We start from the raw sequence: 12090 nt of genomic DNA on the forward strand, positions 1-12090 counted from the left end.
CCTCGTAATACCTTCTTGATTTTGAGTATTACATACCATGGTGTTCGTCGGCGTGCCAACCCATCCGTTACCAATGCCGGTCGCCATCAGGATGTTGCCATCGATCGAAGTGGTAAAGCTCTGGCTCAAAGTCCGCGTTCGAGGTGTTCGTGGCCGTCGTCAGCCGGTCGAGCTCGTCATAGGCGTAGATTTCATGCCACTTGAGAATCCCATGCCGATTCAGGCCGCTCGAAAAACGCTCTTAGCCAATGATTGTATCCGTTGCGAGCACTCCTGGCTGACCTGGGTTGACGTTGTCGGATCTATCGGCGTTGTCATTGCAAGCTTGAGCTGAGGTGCGGCCTATCGGTCGATGGCAGGAGCTGCGGGATTGAAGCGCATCATCTTGCAGTGGACATAGATTTCCTCGACCGCAAACAGGATCGCCCGCCAGGCTTCTTAAAGCATCGCCTCCGACGGCTTGGGAAATGCAATCAATATCATGTCAGTCAAATCGGGGTCCGTGCACTGAATAAGAATGCCCATGAGGGGTCACCCGTCCGCTTCTCGATGAGCAGTGGTGCCCATTTTTGCAGGGTCAGTTTCACTGCACCAAAGAAGCCATCAGCCCCATTGGCCCGCGAGCACCTTGATCCAGCGCGAGGAGGACAAGCTCCGGTGCGAGCGCCCCGGGTCCCGAGAGCCCCGGGTCTAATGTCGATGCGGCGGTCATGCTCCGCAAAAGCACGTGCCAGCCGCTCCTTCGGAGCGGGCGGGTTGATGAGCGCCTCGAAGAATGCAGCCCGGTCCTGCTTCGACAGGCGGAGCTTCTCGTGCTCGGCGATAGTGCGGCGCCGGGAAGGGCCGTCAAGCAATCGTCTTTGATATTGCCCCGTTGCTGGTCTTGCCCCGTTGCTGATCTTGGCCCGTTGCTGATCTTGGCCCGTTGCTGATCTTGGCCCGTTCGAGAAGCGCGGCGCGCTCGATCAACCCCCGGGCTCTGCTCGGCGAGCCGGATGCCGAGATCGTCGTTCCGGATCATGCGGTCCTTGGCAGGGCTAGCCTTGCGGGTCATGGCAATGTCCATCGTTGGTCAAGAATGTCCGTCGAACAATCGCACCTATCGAGCAAGCTCTGCCCTAAACCGCCCTGGTGCGGCAAAGAGTGTGAATGTCGCGCAGAACGGATCAGGTTCGGAGGCTCAGCTGCGCTGGTAGACATCCTCGAGGCGGATGATGTCATCCTCGCCGAGATAGGAGCCCGTCTGGACCTCGATGATCTCCACATCGATTTTGCCCGGATTCTCGAGCCGGTGCACGGCCCCCAGCGGGATATAGACCGACTGGTTCTCGGTGAGTTCCTTGAGGTCATTGTCAACCGTCACGCGGGCGGTGCCGCGCACCACGACCCAATGCTCAGCGCGGTGGAAATGCTTCTGCAGCGAGAGCTTGCCCCCGGGATAGACAACGATCCGCTTGACCTGGAACCGGCCCTGCAATTCCAGCGTCTGGTACCAGCCCCAGGGGCGATACATGCGGGCATGGTTGTTGGCCTGCGGCTTGCCCTGCTGGCGCAGGGTATCGACAACCTGCTTCACCTCGCCGGCGCGGGACTTGTCGGCGACGAGCACTGCATCCCGCGTGGCAACGACCACGAGATTGTCCACGCCCAGGGTCGCCACCAGCTGGTTCTCCGAGGAGACATAGCTGTTCCGCGTATCGACCAGCACGGCCTCGCCGGAGGTGGCATTGTTGCCTGCGTCCCGGGTTGAGACATCCCAGAGCGCGTCCCAGCTGCCGATATCTGACCAGCCGAAATCCCCACCGATCACGGCGGCGCGATGCGTCTTCTCCATCACGGCATAATCGAACGAGATCTTGCGGGCGGCGCCGAAGGCCTCGGGATCGAGCACAGGCATCCCGAGATCCTGCCGGGCCTCCGCCAGGGCCTTCCGGATCGTCGCCACGCTGGCCGCATCGCTCGTTTCGTATTCAGCGATCACTGTGGCCGGGGCGAAGAGGAAATTGCCGGAATTCCAGAGGAAGCCCTGTTCAATATAGCGGATGGCGGTCGGCAGGTCCGGCTTCTCGACAAAGCGTTTAACGCTCTTCACCGCGCCGGAGACAGGTTCGCCCGGCTCGATATAGCCATAGCCGGTGGCAGGCCCGGCAGGAATGACGCCGAACGTGACGATCGAGCCGGCCAGAGCGGCTTCGCGGCCTTCGGCCACGGCTCCGCGGAATGCTTCCGGGCGGAGCACGAGATGGTCCGCTGCCAGGACCAGAGCCAGCTGGCCGGGGCTGGACTTCTCGCAGAACAGGCTGCCTGCGACGATGGCCGGCCCGGAATCCCGGGCGACGGGTTCCAGCACAAGGTCGGCCTCGGCGCCGATTTCGGCCATCTGCCGCTCGATCAGGAAACGGTGGCCCTGATTGGCGATGATGATCGGCCTGCCGAAGATCGCCGGGTCCTTCAGCCGCAGCATCGTTTCCTGGAAGGTCGACCGACCGTCGAAAAGCGGCGCGAACTGTTTCGGCACCGCCTCGCGGGAGAGGGGCCATAGCCTTGTACCGGAGCCGCCGCACATGATGATCGGGCGAACGAGAGGGAGAGAAGCGGTCATGTCGGCCTACGCAAAGGATTTTATCGGCGTTTAAAGGCATAAGCCTCTGCACCTGACAAGCCTCCTGCCGGATCGTGTGGTCTGTTGCTTGGGAAAATAGGCCGGGAAAGCCTTGCGCCTGCCGGATGGCAATGTCAGGCGGCCAGCGGCTTCGATCGGCCGGCAAGGTTGGTCCGTCCATGGCGCCGCGCCCTGGCAAGCAGATAAACAGCTGCATCAGCCACCGGCATCGGGCGGGCGAAGAAATAGCCCTGCAGGTAATCGCAGCGGATCTCCTTCAGGAGGCGGATCTCCTCCGCCGTTTCCACGCGCTCGGCGGTCAGTTCCACGCCAAGCTGGCGCGTCAGCATCGCAATCGCCTGCACGATATCCCGCGCGGTCTGGTCCTGCGTCATGGCGGCGATGAAGGCACCGTCGATCTTGATCTTGTCGAACGGGAACCGCCAGAGATAGGAGAGGCTCGAATAGCCGGTGCCAAAATCATCCATCGCGATGCGGACGCCGATCGCCTTCAGTTCGCGAAGGCAATCGATCACAGCATCCGGGTTCTCGATCAGCACGCTTTCCGTCACCTCGAGTTCCAGGCGCTGGGGGGCAAGGCCGGTTTCGGACAGGATGCCCCGGATATCGGCCGCGAGATGGCCGGGTTCGAATTGCCGCGAGGACAGGTTGACCGCCATGATCACGTCGCCGGGCATCGCGGCGGCCACACGGCAGGCCTCGCGCAGGGCCCAGTCGCCGATCCGGTTGATCAGACTGCTCTTCTCGGCCAGCGGTATGAAGAATGCTGGCGGGATCATGCCGCGTTCGGGGTGTTTCCAGCGCAGCAGCGCCTCGAACCCGGCCACCGCTGCCCGCGGGGTCCGGACGAAGGGCTGGTAATGCAGCTCGAGTTCACCCCGTGTGATGGCATGCGCGAGATCCGCCTCCAGAAGGGCGCGGTCGCGCTGGCGGTCCTCCATGTCGGGCCGGAAGATCCGGAAGGTCCGCCGCCCGGATTCCTTGGCGATGTAGAGGGCGAGATCCGCCCGATGGAGCAGCGTCTCGGCATCGCTCGGGGTTTCCGCCACGACGATGCCAAGGCTCGCGCCGATGGTGAGGCGTGCCTCGCCGATCTCGAACGGCTCCGAGAGATGGGCGATGATCCGGCCGGCAAGGGCTGCAAGCTCGTGCTCGCCGCCTGGCGCATCCAGAGCAAGGGCGAACTCGTCGCCCCCCAGCCGCGCGACGATCGCCTCGGGCGGCACCAGCGCGCGCAGGCGCTCGACCACGGCCGCGAGCAGCAGGTCCCCCGTCCGGTGGCCATGCCGGTCATTCACCACCTTGAAGAAGTCGAGATCGACATAGACAAGTGCGAAAGGTGTCTGGCGGAGCGAAGCCCGCGCGGCAAGTTCGCAGAGAAGCTCGCCGAAACGGCCCCGGTTCACCGCGCCGGTGATGTTGTCGTAATGGGCGAGATAGGAAAGCCGGTTGGCCGATTCCCGCGCCTCGGTCACATCGGAGCCGACGCCGCGAAAGCCGAGGAAACGCCCCGTATTGTCGAAGGCCGGTTCGCCCGAAAGGCGCCACCAGCGCGGCCTGCCTCCGATCGTCAGGCCGATCTCGACATCCCGGAACGCCCTTTTCCGCCGGAAGGCGAGGATCAGGCGGGCGATGCTTCCCGGCCTCACGCCGCTCCGGCGGAGTTGCACCGGTGCGGACATGCCTTCGATATCGGGCGCCGGCAGCCCGGCAGCATCGGCGAAGCGCTGGGAGACATGCTGGAACCGCCCGGCATCGTCGATATGCCAGAGCCAGTCGCTGGCATGGTCCTCGAAACTTTTGAGCAGCAGCCCGATCACGCCCTTCTGCTCGAGGGCGTCCCGCTCGGCCCGGAGATGGGAGACCAGCATCCGCGCATGATGATGCGAGGCCAGCAGCGCAACGCCGACCAATGCGAACTGGAGGATGCCGAGCAGCAGGTCGACGGCGGTCATCCGCGCCAGCAGGGCCAGCGTCGAGCCGAGCGTGGCCGGCAGAAGGAAGACCAGCGTCGCGCGCGGGATGGCAGAGAGGGCGAAGCTCCCGGCGCTGAGCATGCCGGTCAGGACCGCCGTGACGAGGAGGCGTTGGCCGTCACCGGAATCCGGGGTGGCAATCAGGGGCATCATGCCCCAGACGATGCCGAAGAGCGCGGCATTGATGGTCGCCCGGCGGATGGCACGGGGCGAGGCCCAGTTGCGGGGAGGGGCCCGACGGAAAGCCCGCCATGCCCGCAGGGACCGGAAGACCAGAAAAGAGAGGATGAGGCTCCAGAGCACGAGCAGGGGCATCGCGGGATGCGTGGAATACGAGACCAGCAGAATGGCAATGCTGAACATATTGCCCAGCATCATGGCCGGCGTCAGCCGCACGACAGCGCGGATCTGCTCGGCATGCGCGCGGCCGACAAATCCGGGATCCTGTCCCGCCAGGCCGACAAGCCGGTCCTGCACGCTGAAAATCGCTGAAAGCAAGATGTCCCCCTGCGTCACGTACCGAAACGCTAGGCCATGACTGGTTACCGGGAGATGGCATCAAATTTCGACAAAGGCTCAGGAATTCCTGCGTGATTAAGGCCAGGTTGCCGGGATCTCCGAGGATTCCGTCAATCCGGCGGATGGCCTCCGCTCTTCCCGCGTGCGCACTTGGACATGTCTGGACGGCATGAGGGCGGCGTTATCCGGCCCGAATCCCCCTTGCCCTTCCGGCCCCGGCAGCATGGCAGGGGCTCAGTCAAATCCGGCTCGCCAATCCAGCCTGTTCGTGAGCTTGCCTGTCCATGCAAGCGGGCAGCATGGAAGAGAGAGGGCAGAATGGAGGAAAGAGGGCAACATGGAGAAGAGAGATTGACATGGAAGAGATCTTCCCTGGGCAAGACGCAGGTGCCTAACCTCCCCTCTCTCGCCGGCGGCCAGGCGCAGAGCCATGTCACATAGTGACACCAAATAAAGACCCTTGTGCCAGTATTCTGAGCATTTGCGCCCACTAGGGGCAGGAAACGCTTGACCTCCATGCGGGTTGGCAGGAAGACCTCGGACGATGCATGTCATTGCCCGACCGTCGCCTCTCCGGTTTGCTATCCGGCGGCGCTGCGTTCGGTCTTATGTCAGTGGAAAGAAAGGCCCATGGGGATGGCGTTCCGGCTCTACACCCCTCCTAGGGTGATCGAGGAAAGCGGTGACGGCTTTTTCATCGCCCCGCATCCTGAGCCGCGCAAGGACGCGCCGAGCCTGACGGCCATTGTCCTCGGCGCCCGGCACAGCCTGCTCGGCAACTGGATGGTGGACAGCTACCGCGCCGGTCTCGACCGGTTCGATGTGCTCGGCCGTGAGGTCGTCATTGTGAATTCGCCCGAGCACATCAAGTATGTGATGGTGACGCGGCACCAGAATTTCGAACGCAAGAGCCCGCAGATGCGGCGCGCGCTCGAGGTCCTGCTTGGCGACGGCCTCTTCATCTCCGAGGGCGAGACGTGGAAGACCCGCCGCCCGCTGGTGGCCGATATCGTCCACAAGAACCGCGTTCCGGCTTTCGGCGTCACGATGGAGCAGGTCACGCTCGCCTTCGCCGAGCACTGGAAGACCTTGCGCCCGGACGAGGAATTCGAGCTGACCGCCTCGATGGCCGAACTGACGGCCGAGATCATCGCCCAGACCGTGTTCGGCCGGAACCTCGGCGCTGCGGCGGCCCGGCGGGTGATCGAGGGTTTCACCAGCTACCAGAAGTCGATCGACAACTTCAATCTCGGCTATTTCCTCGGCTGGGACGAGGGCTGGCCGGTGCTGCATGGGCCGGGCAAGCGCCGCTCTGTCGAGATGGTGCATTCGGTCGTCGAGGATGTCATCAACGCCCATCTCGCCGGCGATGGCGATTCCGGCTCGATGGTCGACCTGCTGATTAGGCGTCAGCAGCGCAACCCGGAACTCGCCCTCGATGTCACGGCGCTCCGCAACGAGGCCGCCACGATCTTCATGGCCGGCCACGAAACCACCGCCACCACGCTGACCTGGGCGCTCTATTGCGTGGCGAAATCCCCCTGGGTCGAGAAGAAGCTGCTGGCCGAACTCGACGCCCATTGCCCGGGCCGCACGCCGACGATCGAGGATCTCGACAAGCTCGATTATGCCCGATCGGTCATCATGGAGACGCTGCGGCTCTACCCGCCGGTGCCGCTCCTGCCGCGTCAGGCGCGCGAGGCCGACGAGGTGGGCGGCATCCCTGTCGCCAAGGGCGGCCTCGTCATGATCGCCCCCTGGCTGATCCAGCGCTGCCCGGATATCTGGGAGAATCCCACCCATTTCATGCCCGAGCGCTTCGAGAACAATGCGCGCTACAATCCCTTCGCATTCATTCCCTTCTCGGTCGGGCCGCGGATCTGCGCCGGGCTGAATTTCGGCCTGTCCGAAGCCATTCTCTGCCTGGCGATCCTCATCCGGATGTTCCGGGTGGCGCCGCGCCCGGGCTATATGGCCGAGCCGGTCTGCCGGCTTACGCTGCGTCCGGCCGGCGGCATGCCCGTCACGGTTCATCCGCGCTGAGCCTCGCATGAGCACCGGCGAGCGGAACGCGGAATACTGGGCCAAGCGCGCCATCTATCATGCCCTTGGCCTGCTTCCGACGGATTGGGCCTCGAATATCGGCAGCCACGGCATCCGCCGGAATGTCCGGCTGAACCGGCCGGAGATCATCGCCAATGCCCGGGCCAACCTTGCCCGGCACCGCCCCGGCGCCTCGTCGGCCGAACTGGACGGGTGGGTCGACGAATTCCTCGACGGCGTCGGGCGCATCATGGCTGAATTCTCGGTCATCCACCGTTTCCTGCCTGAGGGGAGGTTGGCGGTCGAGGGGCTTGAGGCGTTCCGCACCCTCGCCGGCCGCGAGCCTCTCATCGCCATCGGGCTGCATACCGGCAACTGGGAAACGTTCGGGCCGGTCTTCCAGGAGGCCGGCATTCCGCTGACTTCGTTTTACCAGCCACCGGATGATCTGCTGGAGCGCGAGGTGGCGGTGAAGACACGCCGGCGATTCGGCGTCGACCTGCTCCGGCCCGATGCTTCCGGCGTCCGCGAGGCGATGCGCCGGCTGCGCGCGAATCGGGTTATCATGATCTTCCCGGACGAGGCGCGCGACGGGCACACAATGGGCCCGCTTTTCGGCCGGGAGCCGCACGAAGCGGGCAATCTCTCGATTGCGGCGCGGCTTTCCCGCCATACCGGCGCACGGTTCGTGATCTGCCACAGCGAACGTCTGGCCGGAGCAAGGTTCCGGCTGCGTTTCGGCACGCCTTTCGCGCTGCCGGAACGGGCCCGGCCGGACCGGCTGGCCGATGTCGCCTTCCTCAATAGCGCGGTCGAGCCGATTGTGGCGGCCAATATCCCCCGCTGGTATTTCCTCGACGATTCCATCGCCCCGATCGATCAGAAAACCTGATGGATTTCATATGGTTAAGCTGGCATTAAACCTGTTGCGAAATTGCGTCATGGAGCCACAATCGTGTCACGGATCATTTGCATTCGCCATGCGACTGTGTAGTCAGGGTACGCAAGACTGACGGGTTGGGTTTGGTAGACCGGATGATTTCCAGCGGACAGATTTGGGCAGGCATCGTTCTCGCGGCCATCGGCCTTGCGGGCTGCTCGGCTCTGCCATCCTCTGGGCCCACTTCGGTCGAGGTCACGACCGCCTCGACGAGCGAAACCAGCATTCGCTACATCCTGCGCGATGTGAACGAGGAGGTTGTTTCCATCCTCTCGAGCTCGCGGGCCCGGTCCTTCAACGAAAGCTTCGGTGACCGCCGACCCGCGCCCTCCCAGCGCATCGGCATCGGTGACACGATCCTCGTCACTATCTGGGAAGCCGCGGCCGGCGGTCTGTTCTCCTCCCCGGCGATCGACCGGAATTCGACCGGCGCACGCTCGGCCGTGATCCCGGAACAGGTCGTCGCCCGCGATGGCTCGATTACGGTCCCCTATGCCGGCCGCGTTGCGGTGGCGGGGCTGACGACACCGGAAGTCGAGCGCCGTATCGTCGAGCGACTGACCGGAAAGGCCATCGAGCCGCAGGTGCTCGTGACCGTGCCGCGCGGCATGTCCAATGCCGTCACTATCCTCGGCGAAGTCACCAACGGGGCTCGTGTGCCGCTCTCGGTCCGCGGCGAGCGCATCCTTGATGTTCTGGCCACGGCCGGTGGCATTCGCGCTCCCGCGCATGAGACCTTCGTAAGCCTGCAGCGTGGTGGTCGCTCGGTTACGGTGCCGTTACAGCGGCTGATCAAGAACCCGGCGGACAATATTTTCGCCCATCCGAGCGACGTGCTCACGGTGATTCGTGATCCGCAGACCTTCTCCGCCTTCGGCGCTGCCGGCCGCAATGCGGTCGTGCCCTTCGATGCGGCGGGCATCACGCTCGAACAGGCCCTTGCCAAGGCGGGCGGTCTGCTGGATTTCCGCTCCGACCCGGAAGGGGTGTTCCTGCTCCGCTTCGAATCGGTCTCGATTGCACGCCAGCTCGATCCGAACTTCGCGATGGCGGCGCACGATACCCGCGTACCGGTGGTTTATCGGGTCAACATGCGGGATCCGCGCTCCTATTTCCTTGCGCAGAAAATCGATATCCGCAACCGCGACATGCTCTACATCGCCAATGCACCGCTGAACGAAATCCAGAAGGTTCTGGCTCTCTTCAACACGGCGGCCCAGCCGGCCCTGACCGCCTCGGCTCTGGCCAACGGATTCTGATCGCATGGCCGGCGGTACCGGCCTGCCTGTCGCGGTCATCTCGGGCGGATCGAGCGGGATCGGGCTTGAAATGGCCCGGCAGCTTGGGCGCGAGGGCTGGCATCTCGTTCTCCTCGCCCGTCGGCAGGCCATGCTGGATGACGCTGCAGCCTCGCTCGCCTCATCCGGTGCTACCCTGGTCGAGACGATCAGCGTTGATGTCACGGATAGCGCGGCCTGTGCCTCTGCTATCGCCAATATCACGGCCCGTCACGGCAGGATCGACTGGCTCGTGACGTCGGCGGGGGTGGCCGAGCCCGGCATGTTCGTCGATATTCCGCTCGATAACCACCGGTTCCAGATGGAAGCGAACTATTTCGGAACGCTGAACCTCATCCACCCCGTTGTGCCGGTGATGCGCCGCCAGCGCAGCGGCCGGATAACGCTGATCTCGTCCGGCGCGGCCTTCATTGGCATTGCCGGCTATTCAGCCTATGCGCCGAGCAAGTTCGCCATCCGCGGCCTCGCCGAATCCCTGGCCCTTGAACTTGAAGGCGAGGGGATTGTGGTCAGCGTCGCCTATCCGCCCGATACCGACACGCCGCAATACGCGCATGAGAACCTGACCAAGCCGGAAGCGACCAGGGAAATCACCGCGGTCGGCGGCCTGATGTCCGCCGGGGCCGTGGCTCGGGTTCTGATCAAGGACGCCAAGGCCGGAAAGCTGATGTTGCTTCCGGGCCTCCTGATCAAACTGCTCGCACCGCTGCACTCGCTCTATGCTCCGGTCTTCCGCTGGCAGCAGCGCCGCATCCTCCGCAAGTATCGCAACCGATGAACCCCTTCGGTCGGACGATGGCCGCTGGTGCGCATCCTTCGGAAATATCATGGTAACCCCAATTGATGTTCGTTCCTGGCAGGGACCGTTTCAATAACCTTCTCTCGTTAGGCTCCCAGCCGCCGACAGGACCCAATCGGCCTCGCGCCCGCAGGACAGGACGCGCAAGCGGCGGATAGATCACGGAGTTGAAGATGCAGAACATGCGGGCCAGGGAACTGGAGACATTGGAACGCCGGTTCGTCGATCAGCCACAGGACCGCAGCCTCGGCGTCGTCATCGCCTGTTCCGGTGCCCGTGCGACCATCCTCGCCGATACCGCCCATATCCAGGCTGAACGGGCTGGCCGCTGGTCGGTCGGCAGCCTGATCACGCTGATCGGCCGTACCAGCCGCATCGTCGGCTTCGTCTACGAGATGCATGCTGAAGGCGTTGCCACGGAAACCGACCTCCCGCCGCGGACACAAGTCCAGATCGAGCTGGTCGGCGAGATCCAGGACAACGATGAGGGCCGGCCCGTCTTCCGGCGTGGCATCCGGGAATATCCCGGCCTCGGTGCCAAGGCCCATGTCATCCGCCAGGATGATCTTGAGGCGATTTATGCTGTGCGTTCCGGCCATGCCGCCGCCATTGGCGCGCTGGCCCAGGCACCAACCCTCAAGGCCCATGTGGATCTTGATGCGATGCTGCGCCAGCATTTCGCGCTGGTCGGCTCAACAGGGGTCGGCAAATCGACGGCCTTCTCGATCCTGATGACCGAGGCTATTGCTACCCGTCCAAACCTGCGCGCCCTCATCCTCGACCCGCATAACGAATTCGCCGCGGCCTTCGGCAAGGATGCCGTCGTGTTGGATCTGCGCTCGCTGGCCTTCCCCTATTACCTCTTCAGCTTCGAGGAATTCACGCATGTGCTGTTCCGCGGCCGCGAGGCGCCGGAAGGCGAGATCGAGTTCCTGCGCGAGGCCATCACCGAGGCAAAGGATGCCTTCCGGACGGAGGCCAGCACTTTCCATAGTGGTATTCTCAAACGTCAGCTCCGGGGCGAGAGCCAGGCAACCTCGGTGGATGCGCCTTCGCCCTATCGGCTCACCGACATCATGAGCTCGATCGACGAGCATCTCGGTCGCCTCGAACCGCGCTACAAGCGCTCGGACCTGCGCGCACTGAAGACCCGGCTCGATAGCCTGAAAAATGATCCGCAATTCGACTTCATGTTCGCCAAGGGCGAATCCGGTGACGTGCTTGAGGACCTGCTGCGCCAGATCTTCCGGATCGCCGATTCCGGCAGGCGGATCACTATCTTGCAGCTTGCCGGCGTTCCTGCTGATGTCGTCAGCGCGATCGTCTCCGTGCTCGCGCGTTTTGCGTTCGAGACGGCCATGCATGCCGGTGCGGGCTATGAAATCGTTCTGGCCTGTGAGGAGGCGCATCGCTACATCCCGCAGGACGAGCGGAGTGCTTTTGGCCCGGTGCGCCGCGCCATTGCGCGCATCGCCAAGGAAGGACGCAAATATGGCTGCTATCTCGGACTGATTTCCCAGCGCCCGAGCGAGCTCGACCCGACCATTTTCTCGCAATGCTCGACAATCTTTGCGATGCGGCTGGCCAACGAACGCGACCAGGATGTCATTCGAAGCGCCTTCCCGGACACGTCCGCCCATGTGCTGAGCTTCCTCGCAGCGATTGGAAACCGCGAGGCGATTGCTTTCGGCGAGGCCCTCGTGATGCCGATGCGGATGATCTTCTCGGAACGTCAGGTTGGCATGCTGCCAGCCTCCAACCACGCCACTCATGCCGCGCAGCAGGGTCTGAGTATCCATATGCTGGTCGAAAGATTGCGCGGTCGTCTGTGATAATGGCCTGTGTAATCGGGCATTTTTTCCTCCCCGCAGGCCTAAATCCGCGCTAAACGG

The 12090-nt window shown here is 63.7% G+C and carries 9 protein-coding genes; 6 read left to right on the forward strand and 3 right to left on the reverse strand.

Annotated features, from left to right (window positions below; translation table 11 throughout):
* Positions 1–37 precede the first annotated feature (37 nt).
* Positions 38–334, forward strand: a complete 297-nt coding sequence (locus tag P0652_RS09350; protein ID WP_284178507.1) for a hypothetical protein — start codon at positions 38–40, stop codon at positions 332–334.
* 154 nt (positions 335–488) lie between these two features.
* Here P0652_RS09350 and P0652_RS18775 read toward each other — a convergent pair whose 3' ends face one another.
* From P0652_RS18775 to P0652_RS09360, 3 genes are all read right to left on the reverse strand, one after another.
* Complete coding sequence (locus P0652_RS18775; protein ID WP_502947503.1) at positions 489–854, reverse strand: type II toxin-antitoxin system TacA family antitoxin; 366 nt, start codon at positions 852–854, stop codon at positions 489–491.
* A 326-nt stretch (positions 855–1180) separates the two neighbouring features.
* Positions 1181–2602, reverse strand: coding sequence for a mannose-1-phosphate guanylyltransferase/mannose-6-phosphate isomerase (locus tag P0652_RS09355; RefSeq protein ID WP_284178508.1), 1422 nt, complete (start codon positions 2600–2602; stop codon positions 1181–1183).
* A 134-nt stretch (positions 2603–2736) separates the two neighbouring features.
* Positions 2737–5097: a putative bifunctional diguanylate cyclase/phosphodiesterase gene (locus P0652_RS09360; RefSeq protein ID WP_284178509.1), complete on the reverse strand. Its 2361-nt coding sequence runs from the start codon at positions 5095–5097 to the stop codon at positions 2737–2739.
* Positions 5098–5748: 651 nt separating this feature from the next.
* On the opposite strand from P0652_RS09360, the gene P0652_RS09365 reads away from it, so the two are divergent.
* The 5 genes from P0652_RS09365 (at position 5749) to P0652_RS09385 (ending at position 12030) form a co-directional block, all read left to right on the forward strand.
* On the forward strand, positions 5749–7161 hold the full coding sequence (locus P0652_RS09365) for a cytochrome P450 (RefSeq protein WP_284178510.1): 1413 nt from the start codon (positions 5749–5751) through the stop codon (positions 7159–7161).
* Between the two features lie 7 nt (positions 7162–7168).
* The gene (locus P0652_RS09370) at positions 7169–8053 is read left to right on the forward strand and encodes a lysophospholipid acyltransferase family protein (RefSeq protein ID WP_284178511.1); all 885 of its coding nucleotides are present in this window, start codon (positions 7169–7171) and stop codon (positions 8051–8053) included.
* Positions 8054–8196: 143 nt separating this feature from the next.
* Positions 8197–9360: a polysaccharide biosynthesis/export family protein gene (locus P0652_RS09375; protein ID WP_284178512.1), complete on the forward strand. Its 1164-nt coding sequence runs from the start codon at positions 8197–8199 to the stop codon at positions 9358–9360.
* Positions 9361–9364: 4 nt separating this feature from the next.
* On the forward strand, positions 9365–10177 hold the full coding sequence (locus P0652_RS09380) for an SDR family oxidoreductase (protein ID WP_284178513.1): 813 nt from the start codon (positions 9365–9367) through the stop codon (positions 10175–10177).
* A gap of 194 nt (positions 10178–10371) precedes the next feature.
* Positions 10372–12030: an ATP-binding protein gene (locus P0652_RS09385; protein ID WP_284178514.1), complete on the forward strand. Its 1659-nt coding sequence runs from the start codon at positions 10372–10374 to the stop codon at positions 12028–12030.
* The last annotated feature ends 60 nt before the right edge of the window (positions 12031–12090 follow it).

It is taken from the genome of Rhabdaerophilum sp. SD176 (genome assembly GCF_030143245.1).
Lineage (GTDB): Bacteria > Pseudomonadota > Alphaproteobacteria > Rhizobiales > Beijerinckiaceae > Rhabdaerophilum.